Source organism: Actinoplanes sp. KI2 (assembly GCF_025630775.1).
GTDB lineage: Bacteria > Actinomycetota > Actinomycetes > Mycobacteriales > Micromonosporaceae > Actinoplanes.
The window spans coordinates 1-19,038 of the sequence record NZ_JAOSZE010000012.1; the positions used below are offsets into that span (position 1 = coordinate 1).

At 73.4% G+C, this 19,038-nt stretch carries 16 protein-coding genes; 10 read left to right on the forward strand and 6 right to left on the reverse strand.

Annotated features, from left to right (window positions below):
* Positions 1 to 681: universal stress protein (locus ODJ79_RS14220; protein ID WP_263023893.1), on the reverse strand; the 681-nt coding region annotated here is incomplete at its 3' end.
* 68 nt (positions 682 to 749) lie between these two features.
* Positions 750 to 1,022 (reverse strand): hypothetical protein, encoded by a 273-nt coding sequence (locus tag ODJ79_RS14225; protein WP_263023894.1) that lies wholly within the window; start codon positions 1,020 to 1,022, stop codon positions 750 to 752.
* 147 nt (positions 1,023 to 1,169) lie between these two features.
* On the opposite strand from ODJ79_RS14225, the gene ODJ79_RS14230 reads away from it, so the two are divergent.
* The 5 genes from ODJ79_RS14230 to ODJ79_RS14250 all read left to right on the forward strand — a co-directional run bounded on the left by ODJ79_RS14230 (position 1,170) and on the right by ODJ79_RS14250 (position 8,628).
* Positions 1,170 to 1,400 (forward strand): SHOCT domain-containing protein, encoded by a 231-nt coding sequence (locus tag ODJ79_RS14230; RefSeq protein WP_263023895.1) that lies wholly within the window; start codon positions 1,170 to 1,172, stop codon positions 1,398 to 1,400.
* A 4-nt stretch (positions 1,401 to 1,404) separates the two neighbouring features.
* The gene (locus tag ODJ79_RS14235; RefSeq protein ID WP_263023896.1) at positions 1,405 to 3,963 is read left to right on the forward strand and encodes a cation-translocating P-type ATPase; all 2,559 of its coding nucleotides are present in this window, start codon (positions 1,405 to 1,407) and stop codon (positions 3,961 to 3,963) included.
* A gap of 176 nt (positions 3,964 to 4,139) precedes the next feature.
* Positions 4,140 to 6,866, forward strand: coding sequence for a bifunctional GNAT family N-acetyltransferase/acetate--CoA ligase family protein (locus ODJ79_RS14240; protein ID WP_263023897.1), 2,727 nt, complete (start codon positions 4,140 to 4,142; stop codon positions 6,864 to 6,866).
* Positions 6,842 to 7,708, forward strand: coding sequence for a universal stress protein (locus ODJ79_RS14245; protein WP_263023898.1), 867 nt, complete (start codon positions 6,842 to 6,844; stop codon positions 7,706 to 7,708). Before ODJ79_RS14240 ends, ODJ79_RS14245 begins: the two co-directional genes overlap by 25 nt.
* Before the next feature lie 53 nt (positions 7,709 to 7,761).
* Positions 7,762 to 8,628 (forward strand): universal stress protein, encoded by an 867-nt coding sequence (locus tag ODJ79_RS14250; protein WP_263023899.1) that lies wholly within the window; start codon positions 7,762 to 7,764, stop codon positions 8,626 to 8,628.
* A 138-nt stretch (positions 8,629 to 8,766) separates the two neighbouring features.
* On the opposite strand, the gene ODJ79_RS14255 is transcribed toward ODJ79_RS14250, so the two are convergent.
* Positions 8,767 to 11,142 (reverse strand): phosphoketolase, encoded by a 2,376-nt coding sequence (locus tag ODJ79_RS14255; protein WP_263023900.1) that lies wholly within the window; start codon positions 11,140 to 11,142, stop codon positions 8,767 to 8,769.
* A 117-nt stretch (positions 11,143 to 11,259) separates the two neighbouring features.
* Between ODJ79_RS14255 and ODJ79_RS14260 the strand changes: the two genes are divergently transcribed.
* Both ODJ79_RS14260 and ODJ79_RS14265 read left to right on the forward strand, forming a co-directional pair.
* Complete coding sequence (locus tag ODJ79_RS14260; RefSeq protein ID WP_263023901.1) at positions 11,260 to 12,183, forward strand: cation diffusion facilitator family transporter; 924 nt, start codon at positions 11,260 to 11,262, stop codon at positions 12,181 to 12,183.
* 62 nt (positions 12,184 to 12,245) lie between these two features.
* Positions 12,246 to 12,407, forward strand: a complete 162-nt coding sequence (locus ODJ79_RS14265; RefSeq protein WP_263023902.1) for a hypothetical protein — start codon at positions 12,246 to 12,248, stop codon at positions 12,405 to 12,407.
* A 62-nt stretch (positions 12,408 to 12,469) separates the two neighbouring features.
* Here the strand turns inward: ODJ79_RS14265 and ODJ79_RS14270 are convergent, their stop codons facing one another.
* A complete protein-coding gene (locus tag ODJ79_RS14270; protein WP_263023903.1) occupies positions 12,470 to 12,739 on the reverse strand; it encodes a metal-sensitive transcriptional regulator in 270 nt (89 codons plus the stop codon).
* 128 nt (positions 12,740 to 12,867) lie between these two features.
* Here ODJ79_RS14270 and ODJ79_RS14275 point away from each other — a divergent pair, with 128 nt between their 5' ends.
* Positions 12,868 to 14,235: a rhodanese-like domain-containing protein gene (locus ODJ79_RS14275; RefSeq protein ID WP_411267318.1), complete on the forward strand. Its 1,368-nt coding sequence runs from the start codon at positions 12,868 to 12,870 to the stop codon at positions 14,233 to 14,235.
* On the opposite strand, the gene ODJ79_RS14280 is transcribed toward ODJ79_RS14275, so the two are convergent.
* Together ODJ79_RS14280 and gap are read right to left on the reverse strand one after the other, a co-directional pair.
* On the reverse strand, positions 14,216 to 14,653 hold the full coding sequence (locus ODJ79_RS14280; RefSeq protein ID WP_263023905.1) for a hypothetical protein: 438 nt from the start codon (positions 14,651 to 14,653) through the stop codon (positions 14,216 to 14,218). The genes ODJ79_RS14275 and ODJ79_RS14280 overlap by 20 nt on opposite strands.
* 102 nt (positions 14,654 to 14,755) lie before the next feature.
* Entirely contained in the window at positions 14,756 to 15,766 is a 1,011-nt protein-coding gene (gene gap, locus ODJ79_RS14285; protein WP_263023906.1) for a type I glyceraldehyde-3-phosphate dehydrogenase, read from the reverse strand.
* A gap of 189 nt (positions 15,767 to 15,955) precedes the next feature.
* Here gap and ODJ79_RS14290 point away from each other — a divergent pair, with 189 nt between their 5' ends.
* Positions 15,956 to 16,546, forward strand: a complete 591-nt coding sequence (locus ODJ79_RS14290) for a DoxX family membrane protein (RefSeq protein ID WP_263023907.1) — start codon at positions 15,956 to 15,958, stop codon at positions 16,544 to 16,546.
* A gap of 99 nt (positions 16,547 to 16,645) precedes the next feature.
* Positions 16,646 to 19,015 carry a glycoside hydrolase family 65 protein gene (locus ODJ79_RS14295; protein WP_263023908.1) on the forward strand — a complete coding sequence of 790 codons (2,370 nt, stop codon included), beginning with the start codon at positions 16,646 to 16,648 and terminating at the stop codon, positions 19,013 to 19,015.
* Positions 19,016 to 19,038: the final 23 nt, after the last annotated feature.

Here is a 19,038-nt window from a genome sequence, read left to right on the forward strand (position 1 = left end):
CTCGGGGAACCGCTCGGACCACTGGGCCAGCGCCTCGGTGAGCCGGGCGTCGGCGGCCCGGCGCTGATCGGCGTACATGCCCTTGACAACGGCCGGCGCGCGACCGTCGGCCGCGCCGGGCCGGATCCAGCTGTGCACCGCCACCAGCCGACTGCCCAGCAGCGCGGCCTGCGCGAACGCGTACCCCAGGGTGGCCGCCCCGGACGGCCGGGCCGACGAGGCCACCACGACCGGCCCCTCGCGGCCCGCGCCACGGTTCACCAGCAACGGGCAGGCGCTGTGATGGGCCAGGTAGGCCGCGGTCGAGCCCCAGCTCGGCCTGGTGTACGGGTCATCGCGGTGACCGACCACCAGCAGCCGCGCCTCCCCCGAGCAGCCGGCAAGTGTGGCCGCGGCCCCGCCCTCCAGCAGTTCGGTGGCGATCGGCAGGCCCGGCCGGGCGAGCGCGGCCCGCCGGAGGGTGAGCTCCAGCAGCCGCACACCGTCCGCTTTGGACGGCACCGCGTCCCGGCTGCGGAACACGCCCCGATACCGCCCGGGCCACACGTGCACGATCTGCAACGAGGCCCCGCAGCGCGCCGCCTCGGCCGCGGCCAGATCCACCGTGCCGGGCGTGCCGCGCGAGCCGTCCACTCCGACCACGACGGGCCGGTTTCGCGGTGTCGCTGCCTCGCTGCCCATGCTCGCAGACTAGGGAGGACGCGGAACGGCCCTGCACGGCCGGACGACCGGTCGATCCGGGCCTTTGGTCACACCCCGGCGTCGGGCGGGGCCGACAGCGGGTGCCGGTCCTCGTCCCGGGCAGCGAGCCCTTCGAGCGCGTGCCGGTACTGGGTCGTGGTGATGTCCCCGGCGAGCAGCTTGACCACCAGCACGCCCTCGAGGCTCTGCGGATCGGCCGGGCGGGCGGCGGGCGGCGTGGGCGCCGCGGGCGGGTCGTCCTTCGCCACGGTGGGCCGGGACCACACCGTCACCAGGCAGATCGCGACCACCGTCGCGACGTACAGAACCAGGAACAGCATCGTCCTCACCTCCCACCGACGATGCTCGTCACCGGCCGAGCTGATCGGCAGGGACCGATGTCCCCCCGTGCGGTGGACTTTCGGCCCTGCTCGCGGCGCCCCGGCCGGCCGGACGATGACAACGGACCCACGGAAGGGGTGAAAGCCATGATGTATCACGGATACGGCATGGACGCCGGATGGTCCCTGATCCTCTTCGCCGTCCTGCTGCCGGCTCTGCTGCTCGGCGTCGGGCTCGTCGTCGCCCAGTTCCAGCGCGCACCACACGCGGTGGAGCCGGACGCCGAGCGGGTCCTGGCCGACCGGCTGGCCCGCGGCGAGATCGACGCCGAGGACTACGAGCAGCGTCTGCGCACGCTGCGCGCCACCCGGCGGTGACCCCGTGCCCACCGCCCACGCCACCACCGACCTTCCCGCCGGCGACCTTCCCGCCCGCGGCCTTCCCGCCCCCGACCTTCCCGCCGGCGGCCTGACCTCGGCCGAGGCCGCCGCGCGCCTGGCCGCCGACGGGCCCAACGTCGTCGCCGCGCCCCCGCGCCGTGGCCTGCCCGGCCGGGTCGGCCGGCAGCTGGCCGATCCGCTGGTCGCGCTGCTGCTGGTGTGCGCCGTGGTGACGGCCGTGCTGCACGACCTCGCCGACACCGCGATCATCGTGCTGGTCGTGGTGGTCAACACGGTGATCGGCGTCGTGCAGGAGGTGCGGGCCGATGCGGCGATCGCCGCGCTGGACGACCTGGCCGCGCCGTCGGCGCGGGTGGTGCGGGACGGCCGGGACCTGGTGGTTCCGGCCGCGTCGCTGGTCCAAGGCGATCTCGTACGCCTGGAGGCCGGCGACGTCGTGCCGGCCGACCTGGAGCTGACCGTCGCCGAGCGGGCGTCGCTCGACGAGTCCTCGCTGACCGGCGAGTCGGTCCCGGTGCACCGGGCCGCGGGCGAGCCGGCCGGCTCCGGCACCGTGCTCACCACCGGCCGGGCCGCGGGTGTGGTGACCCGGACCGGCGCGGCCAGCTCCCTCGGCCGGATCGCCGACCTGGTGGCCCGCACCAAGCCCGGCCCCACCCCGCTGCAACGCCGGCTCGCCGCGCTCGGCCGGGCGCTGGGCATCACCGCGGTGGCCGTGTCCGGGATCGTCTTCGCCCTCGGCGTGCTGGCCGGCCAGCCGGTCATCCGGATGGCGATCACCGCGGTCAGCCTGGTCGTGGCGGCCGTGCCGGAGAGCCTGCCCGCGGTCGTGACCCTCGCCCTCGCCCTCGGCGCCCGCCGGATGGCCGGCACCCGGGCGATCCCCCGCCGGCTGCACGCGGTCGAGACGCTCGGCTCGGTCACCGCGATCGCGGCCGACAAGACCGGCACGCTCACCGAGAACCGCATGGCGGTGCAGCGGGCGGTGACCGCCGACGGCACCCAGTACACGATCGAGGGCACCGGCTACACCCCGGCCGGGACGGTCCGGCCGCACGTGGACAAGCAACTGCGCCGGCTCGCCCGGGCCGCGCTGCTCTGCAACGACGCCGGGCTGATCGCACCCTCCGGCGACGAGTCGTCGACCGCGGCGGGCGACGGCGAGTGGGCCGCGGTCGGCGACCCGATGGAGGCCGCCCTCATCGCGTTCGCGGGCCGGTGCGGCCTCGACCCGGAGGCCGAACGCGCCCAGGCCCGCCGGGTCGCCGAACATCCCTTCGACCACGCGACGCTGCGCATGTCCACGGTGCACCGACTCGACTCGGGCGAATACCTGGTCGTCGTCAAGGGCGCGCCCGAGGCGGTCCTGGACGGCGACGAGACGCTCACCGCCGCGGCCAAGGAGCTGGCCGGGGATGGCCTGCGGGTGCTGGCGGTCGCGACCGCCGTCACCGACCGGCCGGACGACGCCACCGCGGAGCTGCGCCCGCTGGGCATCGTCGGCATCGGCGACCCGCTGCGCGCGGCCGCGGCCGGCACGGCCGCCGCGTTCGAGCGGTCCGGCGTACGGCTGCTGATGATCACCGGCGATCACCCCGCGACCGCCGCGGCGATCGGCACCAGGATCGGCATCCTCGGCCCGGGCGACGTCGTCGCCCGCGGCGACGACGGACCGCTCACCGACCACGACGTCGCGCACGCCCGGGTGTACGCCCGCACCCAGCCGGAACGCAAGCTCGACATCGTGGCCGCCCTGCAACGACGCGGCGAGGTCGTGGCCATGACCGGCGACGGCGTCAACGACGCACCGGCGCTGCGCCGGGCCGACATCGGCGTGGCGATGGGCGGCGGCACCGAGGTCGCCCGGCAGGCCGCCGAGCTGGTGCTGGTCGACGACAACCTGGCCACCGTGGCCGACGCGATCGGCGAGGGCCGCCGCATCTACGACAACATCCGCCGGTTCCTGCGGTACGCGCTGTCCGGCGGCATCGCCGAGCTGATCGTGATGCTGGTGGGCCCGCTGTTCGGCATGCCGCTCGCGCTGTTGCCCGGCCAGTTGCTCTGGATCAACCTGCTCACCCACGGCGTGCCCGGCGTGGCGCTGGGCGCCGAACCGGCCGAGGCCGACGTGCTCGACCGGCCGCCGCGCTCGCCGCAGGAGTCCGTGCTCGGCGACGGGCTGCTCGCCAGTGTGCTGGCGGGCGGCGCGGCGGTGGCGGCCGTGACCCTGGCCGCCGGGGTCGTCGCGCACGAGGCCGGCCGACCCTGGCAGTCGGTCATGTTCGTGACGCTCGGCCTGGCCCAGCTGGGGGTGGCCCTCGCCGTACGGGCGAAGGCCGGACCCACCGCCGGGCGCAACCGGTCGCTGCTCGCCGCGGTCGCCCTCTCCGGCGCGCTGCAGATCGCCGGCGTGCTGACCGAGCCGTTGCGCGTCCTGCTCGGCACCGAGCCGCTGACCGTGGCCGAGCTGCTCGGCTGCGCTCTGATCGGCATCCTGCCCGGGCTGGCGCTGCGCCTGCTGCGACACGGGCGGGCCTGACTCCCCCCGGCGCTGCGCCTACTGAGACACGGGCGGGCCGAAACCGGCCGGCGCTGCGCCTGCTGCGACACGGGCGGGCCGGACCGGGACTTCCGGCCCGTCCGATCGTGACCTGCCGCCCTGCCCGGCGGCACCGGATCGCCAGAGGATCGAAGGAGATCGAAAGGAGATCTGCCATGGTCATCGGCGGGGCCGGGGTCGACGCGCTGGCCGCGGACGGCGGGATCGTCACGATCCGGCCGGTGCGGGCGGACGACCGGAAGGCGCTGGAGCGGCTCTACGACGACGCCTCGCCGGAGAGCCTGCGTCTGCGGTTCTTCGCCGTGCCGGGCAGCGGTGCGCTCGCGGCCGAGGTGGACCGGTTGTGCCGGCCGGAGTCCGACCGGCACCTGGCCGTGCTCGCCGTCGAGGGCGGGCGGCTGGTCGGGGTCGCCGCCGCCGAGCGCACCGACGACACCGGGCCACGCGCCGAGTTCTCGCTGTTCGTCGCCGACGCGCACCGCGGCCGGGGCATCGGCACCCTGTTGCTGGAGCATCTGGCCGCGCGGGCCTGCCGGCGCGGCATCACCGAGCTGGTGGGCGAGGTACTCCCGGACAACTTCGCGATGCTGCGGACCGCCCGGGACCTGAGCGCGCACGCCTGGTCGCGCTTCGACGACGGCGTCATCGACGTCGGCCTGGCCACGGCCGGTGACGAGGCCGCCGAATCGGCGGTGGACCAGCGTGACCGCACCGCCGAGCAGGCCTCCCTGCGGGCGCTGCTCTGCCCCGCCTCGGTCGCCGTGGTCGGCGCCGGCCACCGGCCCGGCGGGGTCGGCCACGAAACGGCCCGCGCGCTGCGCGCCTACGGCTTCACCGGCGCGCTGTACGCGGTCAACCGCAGCGGCGCCCCGGTCGCCGACATCCCCGTGTACCGGTCGGTCCGCCGGCTGCCGGCCCCGATCGACCTGATGGTCATCGCGGTCCCCGCCGACCAGGTCGCCGCGGTGCTCGCCGACGGCGCGACCGTGGGGGTCCGCGCGGCCGTCGTGCTCAGCGCCGGCTTCGGCGAGGCCGGCCCGGACGGCCTGCGGCGTCAGCGGGAGCTGGTGCGGCTGGCCCGCGAGCACGGGATCCGCCTGGTCGGCCCGAACTGCGTCGGCGTCATCAACACCGATCCGCGGGTGCGGCTCGACGCCTCCTTCGCCCCGGCGGCGCCCGTGCCCGGCGGTCTCGCGGTGGCCGCCCAGTCCGGCGCCGTCGGCATCGCCCTGCTCGACGACGCCGCCCGGGCCGGGCACGGCATCTCCACCTTCGTGTCACTGGGCAACAAGGCCGACGTCAGCGGCAACGACCTGATCGCCTACTGGTACGACGACCCGGCGACCCAGGCCGTGGCCCTCTACCTCGAGTCGTTCGGCAACCCGCGCAAGTTCGCCCGCACCGTCCGGGCGCTGGCCCGGCGCAAGCCGGTGCTGGCGCTCAAGGCCGGCCGGTCCGCCGCCGGCCGCCGCGCGGGCGCCTCGCACACGGCGGCCGCCGCCGCACCCGACGCGACCGTCGACGCGCTGTTCGCCCAGGCCGGCGTCGTGCGCCCGGAGAGCCTGGGCGACCTGCTGGACGCCGCCCGGATGCTCACCGGCCAGCCGCTGCCCACCGGCCGGCGGCTCGCCGTCGTGGGCAACGCCGGCGGACTGAACATCCTGGCCGCCGACGCCGCCGAGGCGGCCGGCCTGACCCTGACCGGCGAGGACAACCCGGCGGACCTCGGCGCCGGCGCGCCGCCCGCCGACTTCGCCGAGGCGGCGGCCGCGGTTGCCGGCCGCGGCGCCGCGGACATGCTGCTGCTGATCGTCGTCGCCACCCGCGCCAACCGGCCCGCCGAGATCATGGCTGCGCTCGGCGCCGTCGTGGACGAGCACCCCGACCTTGCCGTGGCCGCTGTGCTGATCGGCGGCGCGGACGCGCGGCTCGGCGAGCACGGCGCGGACGCACGGCTCGGCGAGCGCGGCGCGGACGCACGGCTGGGCAAGCGCGGCGCGCCCGTATACGGCACCCCTGAGCGGGCCGTACGAGCGCTGGCGGCCGCCGCCGAGTACGCCGAATGGCGCCGGCAGCCGCTCGGCCGCCGCCCCGAACTGTCCGGCATCGACACCAGCACGGCACGCACGATCGTCGACCTGGCGCTGGCCGAGGGCGGCGGCTGGCAGGACTACCAGACTACGGCCGCCCTGCTCACCGCGTACGGAATCGGGATTCTGCCGGGTGTGGTCGCGCGCACCGCGGGCGAGGCGGCCGCGGCGGCGAACCGGCTCGGCTACCCGGTCGTGCTCAAGTCCGCCGACCCGCAACTGGTGCACAAGACCGACCGCGGCGGGGTCCGGCTGAACCTGGGCGGCCCGGCCGCCGTCCGGCACGCCTTCGCACCGGTGGCCGCCGCCGGGCAGCGCGCCGCCGGGGTGCTGGTGCAGCAGCAGGCGATCGCGCCGGTCGAGCTCGTCGCCGGCATCGCGCACGACCCGCAGTTCGGCTCGGTGGTGCTCCTCGGCCTCGGCGGGGTGCAGACCGACCTGCTCGGCGACCGGCAACTGCGCCTGGTGCCGATGACCGACCTGGACGCCGGCCGGATGTGGCGCGAACTGCGCGCCGCGCCCCTGCTGACCGGCTACCGAGGCGCACCGCCGGTCGACACGGACGCCCTGGAGGACCTGCTGCTGCGCCTCGGCCGGCTCGCCGAGGACCTGCCCGAGGTCGCCGAACTCGACCTCAACCCGGTCTTGGCCGGGCCGGACGGGGTGGTCGCGGTGGACGCCAAGCTCCGGCTGGCGCCGGTCGGCGCCGAGCCGGACCCCCTGCTGCGCCGCCTGAGCGCGGCGGAGCCCCCTGGGAAGGAGCAACCATGTCCAGTCGCACGATCGTCGTAGGGTACGACCGCTCCGCCGACGCCAAGGCCGCCGCGCGGTGGGCGCTCGACGAGGCGTCCCGCACCGGTGCGCCGGTCGAGTTCTTCTACGCGTACGAGTGGCCGATCTGGGCGCCCGCCGCCTCGATGGTGCCGAGCCCGGCGGTCTGGCCCGACGAGGAAACCCGGCAGGCCATCAAGGACACCCTGGCCGAGGCCGTGGCCGACGCCGGGCACAGCCACCCCGGGGTGCACACCTCGATCGCGACGGCCGACAACGACGCGGCCCTCGCGCTGGTCCGGCGCTCGATCGACGCCGGCCTGATCGTGCTAGGCAGCCGCGGGCACAGCGCCGTCACCAACCTGCTCGGCTCGGTCAGCGTCGCGGTCAGCGCGCACGCGCACTGCCCGGTCGTCGTGGTGCGCGGCCGCCCGGCCGAGACCGCACCGATCGCCGTCGGTGTGGATGGCTCGGCGACCGCCGAGGCGGCCCTCGCGTATGCGGCCGGCGAGGCGGCCATCCGCGGCGTGCCGCTGCTGGTCCTCCGGGCGTGGAAGCCGGCGGGTGGGCTGTGGGCGGAGTCGCCGGTCATCACGCACGCCATCACGGCGAAGGAACGGCAGCCGTTCGACGACCTGGTCGCGGTCTGGCGGGAGAAGTACCCGCAGCTCGACATCGCCGCCGAGGCGGTGGTGGAGCACCCGGCCGCCGCCCTGACGCAGCTGAGCGCGACGACCCAGCTGCTGGTGGTCGGGTCGCGGGGGCGGGGCGCGCTGCGCGGCATGCTGCTCGGCTCGGTGAGTCAGCACCTGCTGCGGCACGCCGCCTGCGACGTCGCGATCGTCCACGGCGCTCAGGACTGACGGGTAGGGTATCGAAGGGAAACTCCTGGTCAGGGCGTCGGAGAGGGGCAACGATGTCCGGTCGTACGATCGTCGTCGGGTACGACCGCTCCGCCGACGCCAAGGCCGCCGCGCGGTGGGCGCTCGACGAGGCGTCCCTGACCGGCGCGCCGGTCGAGTTCCTGTACGCCTACGACTGGCCGGTCTGGCAGGCGGACGCCTCGATGGTGCCGACGTCGGCGGTCTGGCCCGACGCCGAGACCCAGCAGGACATCAAGGACGCCGTCGCCGAGGCCGTCGGGCTGGCCGGGCGCAGTCATCCCGGCGTGCACACCACGATCGCGACGGCCGACAACGACGCGGCCCTCGCACTGGTCGAGCGCTCGGCCGAGGCGGGCCTGATCGTGCTCGGCAGCCGCGGGCACAGCGCCGTCACCAACCTGCTCGGCTCGGTCAGCGTCGCGGTCAGCGCGCACGCACACTGCCCGGTCGTCGTCGTGCGCGGCCGCCCCTCCACCACCGCACCGATCGCCGTCGGTGTCGACGGCTCGGCGACCTCGGAGGCGGCCGTCGCGTTCGCGGCCGGCGAGGCGGCCGTCCGCCGCGTACCGCTGCTCATGATCCGCGCGTGGAAGCCGGCCGGTGGCCTGTGGGCGAGGTCGACGACGGGTACGCACGCCGAGCCGGCCGACGAGCGGCGGCAGTTCGACGACCACGTCGCGGCCTGGCGGGAGAAATACCCCCAGCTCGACATCGCCGCCGAGGCGGTGATGGAGCACCCGGCCGCCGCCCTCACCCGGTTGAGCGCCACGACCCAGCTGATGGTGGCGGGCTCCCGCGGCCGGGGCGCGCTGCGCGGCATGCTGCTCGGCTCGGTGAGCCAGCACCTGCTGCGGCACTCCGCCTGCGACGTCGCGATCGTGCCCGGCGTCCACGACTGACTCTTCTACGCCGACCATGGCAGCGGCAGGCCGGCCACGGCCTGCCGCGATCGCCCGGCAGCCGGGTGCGGCCCGGACCACCTACGGTCCGGTCCGCAACGGCGGGGGCCTGTCTTTGATCCCGTACCTAATCGGTTGTCAAGAGAGTGACCAATCGCGGACCTCGGGCATGTCCTCCAGGTGTTCGACGACGTACTCCTCGTGCCGGGCCAGCTGGAGCCGGCACCACTCCTTGAGATCGGCAGCGCCGCGCGGGAGGCGTTTCGCGTTGTTGATGGCGTCCATCACCAGGTGGTAGCGGTCCGCCTTGTTGCGCACCGTCATGTCGAACGGGGTGGTGGTCGTACCCTGCTCGATGAAGCCGCGCACCCGGAACCGGTCGGCGTCCGGCCGGCCGTGGACCAGCTGGTGGATCGCGCCGGGGTAGCCGTGGAACGCGAAGATCACGTCGACGGTGTTGGTGAACAGCTCGGTGAACAGGGTTTCGCTCATGCCGTGCGGGTGGTCCTTCGGCCGGATCAGCGTCATCAGGTCGACCACGTTGACCACCCGGACCCGGAAGCCGGGCAGCCGCTCCTTGAGGATCTGCGCGGCCGCCACCGTCTCCATCGTGACGATGTCGCCGGCCGCCGCGAGCACGATGTCGGGGTCCTCGGTGCCGTCGTCGGTGCCCGCCCAATCCCAGATGCCGGCGCCGCGGGCGCAGTGCTCGATCGCCTCGTCCATCGTCAGGTACTGCAGCTGCGGCTGCTTGTCCTGCACGATCAGATTCACGTACGAGCGCGACCGCAGGCAGTGGTCGGCCACCGAGAGCAGGCAGTTCGCATCCGGCGGCAGGTAGACCCGGGCGACGTTGCCGCGCTGGTTGAGCACCACCTGGATCAGCCCCGGACCCTGATGCGAGAACCCGTTGTGGTCGTTACGCCAGGCCGTCGAGGTGAGCAGGATGTTCAGGCTCGGCACCTTCGCCCGCCAGGGCAGGTGCGCGGCCTCCTGCAGCCACTTGCCGTGCTGCACCGTCTGCGACGCGCTGACCATGGCGAACGCCTCGTAGGTGGCGAACATGCCGTGCCGGCCGGTCAGGTTGTAGCCCTCCAGCCAGCCGTGGCAGTTGTGCTCGCTGAGCACCTCCATCACCCGGCCGTCCGGGCCGAGCTTCACGTCACCCGGCACGGTCCGCTCCATGAACGCCCGCTCGGAGACCTCGAACACCGCGCCGAGCCGATTGCTGTTGGTCTCGTCCGGGCAGAACAACCGGAACCGATCGGGGCTCGACCGGTAGATGTCACGCATCAGCTCACCCAGCTTGCGGGTCGACTCCGCCCGCTCGGCTCCCGGCGCCTTCACCTCGATCTGATAGTCGCGGAAGTCCGGCATGTCGAGGTCGCGGGTGATCAGGCCGCCGTTCGCGTGCGGCGACGCGCTCATCCGCAGATCGCCCTCCGGCGCCAGCTCCCGGACCAGCGCGACCGGCGCGCCGTCCTCATCGAACAATTCCTCCGGCCGGTACGACTTGAGCCAGCGCTCCAGCATCGCGAGGTGCTCGGGGTTGTCCCGCACGCCGGACAGCGGCACCTGATGCGACCGCCAGGTGCCCTCGACCACGACGCCGTCGACCTCGTGCGGCCCGGTCCAGCCCTTCGGGGAGCGCAGAACGATCAGCGGCCAGCGAGGCCGGCTGCCGTCGCCGCCCCCGGAGCGGGCGGCCTCCTGAATGGCGCGGATCTTTCCCCAGGCCTCGGCCAGCACGGCGGCGAACCGGTGGTGCATGCCGGGCAGATCCTCGCCGGCGACCTCGATGACGTCGTACCCGTGGCCGTGCAGCAGCGCTCGTACCTCGTCGGGGTCCTTGCGGGAGAGCACGGTCGGCCCGGAGATCTTGCCGTCGTTGAGGTGCAGGATCGGCAGCACCGCGCCGTCGCGGGCCGCGTTGATGAACGAGACGCCCTTCCACGAACCCTCGAGAGGGCCGGTCTCCGCCTCGCCGTCACCGACCACCGCGATCGCCAGCAGGTCGGGATTGTCCATCACCGCACCGAACGCGTGCACCAGCACGTACCCCAGCTCGCCGCCCTCGTGGATCGAGCCGGGCGTGGTCACCGACACGTGGCTCGGGATGCCGCCCGGGCTGGAGAACTGGCGGAACAGCCGGAGCATGCCCGCCTCGTCCTGGGTGACCGCCGGATACACCTCGCTGTAGGTGCCCTCCAGGTAGCCGGCCGCGACCAGCGCCGGGCCGCCGTGGCCGGGGCCGGCCAGGTAGATGGCCTGCTGCCCGGTCCGCTTGATCAGCCGCGAGACGTGCGCATAGATCAATGACAGCCCGGGGCTGGTGCCCCAGTGCCCGAGCAGGCGCGGTTTGATGTGGTCGGCGGACAGCCGCTCGCGCAGCAGCGGGTTGGACTTCAGGTAGATCTGCCCGATGGTCAGGTAGTTGGCCGCGCGCCACCACGCGTCGAGCCGGTCGACCTCGGCCTCGTCCGGATTGGCGAGAGAGCGGAGCAGGTCTGTCACAGCGGTTCTCCTCCGAGGAGCTGACTGGTCCTCTTGAAGATATAGATCGAGGTGACGAACCGCGCAGGGCCGAAAGTCCCGGTCCCGGTGAACGGGCTGCGACTAGGGTGGGAACACATGGTGACGGGCACGGAGCAGAAGGTCAGCCTGACCCGTTATGCCTGGCTGTCCATCGGTACGGCGATCGTGACCATCGCCTTGAAACTGGTCGCCTACCTGCTCACCGGTTCGGTGGGGCTGCTGTCGGACGCGGCCGAGTCGGTCGTCAACCTGGTCGCCGCGATCATCGCGCTGATCGCGCTGATCGTCGCGGCCCGCCCGGCGGACGCCAACCACCACTACGGTCACGGCAAGGCGGAATACTTCTCGGCCGGCGCCGAAGGCCTGATGATCTTCGTTGCGGCGGCGGTGATCCTGGTCAGCGCGGTGCAGCGGTTCATCACGCCGGTACCGCTCGAGCGGATCGGCATCGGCTTGGTGATCTCCAGCGGGGCGACGGCGCTGAACGGTGCGGTCGGGATGCTGCTGATCCGGGTCGGCCGCCGCCGGCGTTCGGCGACCCTGACCGCCGACGGCAAGCACCTGATCACCGACGTGTGGACCTCGGCCGGGGTGCTGGTGGGTGTGCTGCTCGTCGGGGTGACCGGCTGGGAGCGACTGGACCCGCTGGTGGCCGCGCTCGTCGGGCTGAACATCCTGGTCGCCGGCGGCCGGATGGTCGCGCAGTCGGCCCGGGCCCTGCTCGACGAGGCGCTGGACGAGGCGGACCTGCGGAAGGTGATCACTGTCCTGGACCGGTTCCGCGGTACGGAGGTGGACTTCCACGGTTTGCAGACCCGCCAGTCCGGCCAGCACCGGTTCGTCTCGGTGCACGTGCTCGTGCCCGGCGAGTGGACCGTGCGGCGCGGCCACGACCTCGTCGAGGAGGTCGAGGAGCAGATCCGCGCGGCGCTGCCGGACAGCACGGTGTTCACCCACATGGAGCCGCGGGAGGACCCGCGCGCCTATGACGACTACGCGTACGACGGGCACGCGGGCTAGCCGGGATCACATACCCCGTGGGGTATGCTGAACCGACGTTCCACCGGCAGCAGGAGGAGATCATGTGTCGTCAGGTCACGTGCCGTAAGTGCGGCAAGGTCACCTGGGCCGGCTGCGGCCAGCACGTCGAGCAGGTCATGCGCGGCGTCAGCAAGAGCGAACGGTGCACCGGCCACGAGAACGAGCCGGCGACGGGATTTCTCGCCCGGCTGTTCGGGCGCTGACCCGGGCCGGGCGCTGACCCGGGCCGGGCGCTGACCCGGGCCGGGCGCCGGCCCGCAAACGCTCAGGCCAGCGAGAGGAACAGCTTCTCCAGCCGGGCCACGTCGAGCGCCGGCTCCTGACCGTCCTGCTCGGCGGTCACGCACTGCCGCAACCCGGTTGCGATGATCTTGAAGCCGGCCCGGTCCAGCGCCTTCGAGACCGCGGCGAGCTGGGTGACCACGTCGGCACAGTCACGCCCGGCCTCCAGCATGGCGATGATGCCGCGAATCTGCCCCTCGGCGCGGCGCAGCCGCTTGATCACGTCCGTGAGGGCATCCCCCTCGATCTCCATGCCTACCTCCCCGCACGATTCTCACCGATCCGGTTCGATAATACCCATGGGGGTATTTGTTCCGGACCGGCCGATCGGGCTATGGTCGACGGCAGATACCCCAAGGGGTATCAGTGAAGGAGGGTGAGATCGTGTTTCGCGTACTTCCTGTCGACACCCCGACGCTCGGCGACCGCAGCTACCTCGTCCACGACGGCACGAGCGCGTTCGTCGTCGACCCGCAGCGCGACATCGACCGCGTTCTCGATCTGGCCGCCGCGGAAGGCGTCACCATCACGCACGTCTTCGAGACGCACATCCACAACGACTACGTCACCGGCGGCCACGCCCTCGCGCGGGCGACCGGCGCCGCCTATCACGTCAATGCGGACGACCCGGTGACCTTCGATCGGGTGCCGGTGCGCGACGGCGATGTCGTCGCCGTCGGCGACCTCCTGCGGGTCCGGGCCATCGCCACCCCGGGGCACACCTTCACCCATCTGTCGTACGCGCTGCGGGTGGCGGGCGTCCAGGTGGCCGTGTTCTCCGGCGGATCCCTGCTGTACGGCGCGGTCGGCCGCCCCGACCTGCTCGGCCCGGCACACACCCACGACCTGGTCCACCACCAGTACCGCTCGGCGCACCGGCTGGCCGGCGACCTGCCGGACAGCGCGGGCGTCTACCCCACGCACGGGTTCGGCAGCTTCTGCTCCGCCGGCCAGTCGGATGCCACCGCCTCCACCATCGGCGCCGAGAAGCGCACCAACCCCGCACTGACCAAGGCCGAGCGGACCTTCGTCGACGACCTGCTCGCCGGCCTGGACGCGTGGCCCGCCTACTACGCGCACATGGCACCGGCCAACAGCGCCGGCCCCGCCGCCCCCGACCTCAGCCAGCCCGAACGCGCCGACGCCGAGCAGCTGCGCAAGCGGCTCGCCGGCGGCGAATGGGTCGTCGACCTGCGTCACCGGGTCGCCTTCGCGGCCGGGCACGTCGCCGGCACCCTCAACTTCGGCCTGGACGGCAGCTTCGCCACCTACCTCGGCTGGCTCGTACCCTGGGGCACGCCGCTCACCCTGCTGGCCGAGACCCCGGACCAGGTCGCCGAGGCGCAACGCGAGCTCGCCCGGATCGGCATCGACCGGCCCGCCGCCCAGGCCACCGGCGACCCCGCCGGCTGGGCCGGCGACCACGGCCTCGAGTCCTTTCCGCGCGCCACCTTCGGCGACCTCGCCCAGGTCCGCCACCACCGGCCGGTCGTCATCCTGGACGTCCGCCGCCACCTCGAGCACGCCGAGGCCCGCATCGACGGGGCCGTCCACATCCCGCTGCACGACCTGCCCGCCCGGCTCGGCGACGTACCGGAAGGCGAGGTCTGGGTGCACTGCGCCGCCGGCTACCGCGCCTCGATCGCGGCCTCCCTGCTGGCCGCCGGCGGGCGCCAGGTCGTCGCCGTGGACGACGACTTCACCGCCGCCGCCGGCGCGGGACTACCCGTCAGCCGAGTCGCCGCTTGAGCAGGTCGCCGAGCGGTGTGGCGACCTGCACGACGATGCCGATCACGCTTCCGGCCATCGCCACCAGCAGCAGCACGCGGATGACCGTCGTCCACGCCGAGCCGGTGGCGAGATCGAACGGGAAGACCCGCCACAACCGGACGATCGCGGCCAGCCCGACTCCCGTGGTCACCAGCCCACCGGCGGCCACCACCCATGGTGCGTCATACGCCAGATAGACAAGGTTCACCGCGATGCCGGCCATCAGCGACAGGTTGACCACCGGCAGCACCTGCGTCATGTCCGAAGTCAGGAAGGGCAGCACGGCCCAGCCCGGCCAGACGTTGATCAGATAGATCAGCAGGGTGTTGACGAGAAGGGCGATCACGTAGCCGGCGCGCCGGGTGCCCGGCGCGCGGCTCTTGGTGGTGGCGGACATCATGACCTCCCACGACGGCGGCTTCGGTCAGGGCGGCCCGCTCGGCGTCGCGTGGACGGCGGCGACGCCGGGCTGCTCATGATGTCCTTGGCCCACATCGCGTCACCGCTTGGCCATCTGCCTCGTCAGGTCGACGAGGCGGTTGGTGTAGCCCCACTCGTTGTCGTACCAGCCGAACACCTTCACCAGCCGGCCGGCCGCCTGGGTCAGCCGGGCGTCGAACACGCAGGACGCCGGGTCGCCAACGATGTCGCTGGAGACCAGCGGCGCCTCGGTGTAGCGGAGGATCCCGGACAGCGGCCCGGCGGACGCGGCCGCGACGGCCTCGTTGACTTGCTCGGCGGTCACGTCGGTGCCCAGTTGCAGGGTCAGGTCGCTGATCGAGCCGTCCACCACCGGCACCCGCAGCGCGACGCCGTCCAGCCGGCCGGCCAGCTCGGGCAGCACCAGGCCGACGGCCTTCGCCGCACCGGTGCTGGTCGGGATGATGTTCACCGCCGCGGCGCGGGCCCGGCGCGGGTCCTTGTGCGGCGCGTCCAGCACGTTCTGGTCGTTGGTGTACGCGTGCACGGTGGTCAGATACCCGTGCTCGATGACGAACGCGTCGTGCAGCACCTTCGCCAGCGGCGCGACGCAGTTGGTGGTGCAGGACGCGGCCGACACGACCTGGTGCCGCACCGGGTCGTAGGTGTCCGCGTTGACGCCCGGCACCAGGGTCGCGTCCACGTTCTTGCCGGGCGCGGAGATCAGCACCCGGCCGGCGCCGGCCTTCAGGTGCAGCGCGGCGTCGTCCCGGCTGCGCAGCTTGCCGGTGGACTCGATGACCAGGTCCACCCGCAGGTCGCCCCACGGCAGCGCGTCGGGGCTGCGCTCGGCGAAGGTCGGGATGCTGTGCCAGCCGACGTTCAGCGCGTCGCCGTCGTGCCCGACCTCGGTGCCCAGCGGCCCGAAGGTCGAGTCGTACTGCAGCAGATGCGCGAGCGTTCCCCCGTCGTACAGGTCATTGATCGCCACCACTTGCAGTCCCGCGTTGGCCAGGTCCTTGGCCAGCAGCCGGCGCAGGTAGTTGCGGCCGATCCGGCCGAACCCGTTGATCGCGATGCGATAGGTCATGGTCGTCCTCCCACAGTGGTTCCCACCTTCCAGCGTTTCGCCGATGCGCCGCGGCAGGCAGAGGCGAAGGTCCCCGCCCGGCCGCCGGCACACAGGACTTTGGACCCCGCGGGATCGGGCTGTTCGACACGGGCGCGCGGTGCCCGGGACGAGCAGGCTGAGGGCAGGACATCGATTGAGGAGGACACCATGACGACCATCGGCCGGGACGCCGCTCACCACCTCGAGAAGGTCGAGGCACCCGGCGCCATGCTCACCAAGACCGCCGCCAAGGCACTCGCGGTCCTGCGCATCTCCCTCGGCTTCGTGTTCCTGTGGGCGTTCCTCGACAAGACCTTCGGATTCGGCTACGCCACCCCCTCGGCCAAGGCCTGGATCAACGGCGGCTCCCCCACCAAAGGCTTCCTGTCCAGCGTCGACGTCGGCCCCAGCTGGCTGCAGAGCTTCTTCCACGACATCGCCGGCGCGACCTGGGCGAACTGGCTGTTCATGCTGGCCCTGCTCGGCATCGGCCTCGCCTTCATCCTCGGCATCGGCATGCGGATCGCCGCCGGCTCCGCCGTCGCCCTGATGGCCATGATGTGGCTCGCCGAGTTCCCCCTCGACAAGACCGCCGCGGGCGGCAAGCCGAGCGGCTCGACCAACCCGATCACCGACTACCACTTCATCTACGCGGTCACCGGCGTCGTCCTGGCCCTCACCTACGCCGGACACACCTGGGGCCTGGGCAAGTGGTGGGCCTCCCTGCCCCTCGTCCAGAAGAACCGCTGGCTCATCTGACCCCATCGGCGAACCGCCCGGCCCCGCGGCCGGGCGGTTCGCCGTGCCGGGCGGGCAGGATGGGGAGGCGACGTTGTCGTCCGACGAGCGGAGGCTCCCGTGATCCGGCATTCGGCCTACCCCGTGGAACCCTGGCAGGTGCGCGAGACGCACCTGGACACCGAACTCCTGGCGCGGTCCGAGTCGATCTTCGCGCTGTCCAACGGGCACATCGGACTACGCGGCAACCTCGACGAGGGCGACCCGCACGGCCTGCCGGGCACCTACCTCAACTCGTTCTTCGAGCTGAGACCATTGCCGTACGCCGAGGGCGGCTACGGCTACCCGGAGTCGGGCCAGACGATCGTCAACATCACCGACGGCAAGATCATCCGGCTGCTGGTGGACGACGAGCCGTTCGACGTACGCGACGGCCGGCTGCTCCGCCACGAGCGGGTGCTCGATCTGCGCGACGGCGTGCTGCGCCGCGAGGTGGAGTGGGAATCCCCGGCCGGGTCGGCGGTGCGGGTGCGCACGACCCGCCTGGTGTCGTTCACCCAGCGATCGATCGCCGCGATCGAGTACGAGGTCACGCCGGTGGACACGCCGCTGCGGGTGATCGTGCAGTCCGAGCTGGTGGCGAACGAGCCGCTGCCCGGCCCGCTCAAGGATCCGCGGGTGTCGGCGGTGCTCGGGGCGCCGCTGGTGGCCGACGACCACCACGCGAGCGGCGCCGGCGCGTTCCTCACCCATGTCACGAGGGAGAGCGGACTGCGCCTGGCCGCGGTGATGGATCACGTGATCGAGGGCCCACCCGGGCTGCGCCGGGACAGCGAGGCGGAGCCCGACGTCGCCCGCGTCACGGTGGCCTGCCGGCTGGCCCCCGGGCAGCGGCTGCGCCTGGTCAAGCTGGTCGGGTACGGCTGGTCGAGCGGGCGCTCGGCGGCGGCGATCCGCGACCAGGTCGCCGGGGCCATCGCGGGCGCCCGGTTCGAGGGCTGGGACGGCCTGCTCGCGGCGCAGCGGGCGTACCTGGACCGGTTCTGGGACGGCGCCGACGTCGAGCTGGACGGCGACGCCGAGGTGCAGCAGGCGGTCCGCTTCGCCCTGTTCCACCTGCTGCAGGCCGGGGCGCGGGCCGAGAAGGGACCGATCGCGGCCAAGGGCCTGACCGGGCCGGGCTACGACGGGCACGTCTTCTGGGACACCGAGCGGTACGTCCTGCCGGTGCTGACTTACATCGACCCGCGGGCGGCGGCCGACGCCCTGCGCTGGCGGCACGCGACGCTCGACCTGGCCCGGGAGCGGGCCGCCACGCTCGGCTGGGCCGGCGCGGCGTTCCCGTGGCGGACCATCCGCGGTCAGGAGTGCTCCGGGTACTGGCCGGCCGGCACCGCCGCGGTGCACCTCGCGGCGGACGTCGCCGACGGCGTGGTCCGCTACGTGAACGCGACCGGCGACGACACGTTCGACCGGGACGTCGGGGTGGAGCTGCTGACCGAGACCGCACGGCTGTGGGCCTCGTTCGGCCACCGCGACCGGCACGGCGACTTCCACCTCGACGGCGTCACCGGCCCCGACGAGTACACCGCGGTCGCCGACGACAACGTCTACACCAACCTGATGGCCCGGCGGAACCTGACCGCGGCCGCCGACGCCGCGGCCCGCCATCCCGAGCGGTTCCGGTCCCTCGGCGGCAGCGACCCGGAGGTCGCCGGGTGGCGGGCCGCGGCGGCGGCCATGCACATCCCGTACGACGAGGAGCTCGGCGTCCACCCGCAGGTGCGCGGCTTCACCCTGCGCAAGGAGTGGGACTTCGACGCCACCCGCCCGGACGAGTACCCGCTCCTGCTGCACTTCCCGTACCTGGACCTGTACCGCACGCAGGTGGTCAAGCAGGCCGATCTGGTGCTGGCGATGCACTGGTGCGGCAACGACTTCACCGGCGCCGACAAGGCCCGCAACTTCGCCTACTACGAGCGCCGCACGGTACGCGACTCCTCGCTGTCCGCCTGCACCCAGGCGATCCTCGCCGCCGAGGTCGGGCACCTGGAGCTGGCCCACGACTACATCGGCGAGGCGGTGCTGATGGACCTGTACGACCTGCACCGCAACACCCGCGACGGGATGCACATCGCCTCGCTGGCCGGCGGCTGGCTGAGCCTGGTCGCCGGGCTGGGCGGCATGCGCGACCACGACGGCGTGCTGTCCTTCGCGCCGCGGCTGCCGAGCCGGATCGACCGGCTCGCGTTCGCCCTGCTCTGGCGAGGGCTGCGGCTGCAGGTGACGGTGCGGCCCGGCGAGGCCGTCTACTCGCTGCGGGACGGGCCGGTCGACGCCAAGCTGGAGCTGGTGCACCACGGCGAGCCGCTGGTACTCACCAGCGCGGCGCCGGTGACCCGGCCGATCCCCGCGATCGTCCCGCTGACCGGCGAACCGGAGCAGCCCCCGGGCCGCCGTCCCGTGCACCGGCAGGACCTCATCCGATGAGCGGCCGGCCGTCGCCTCGACCC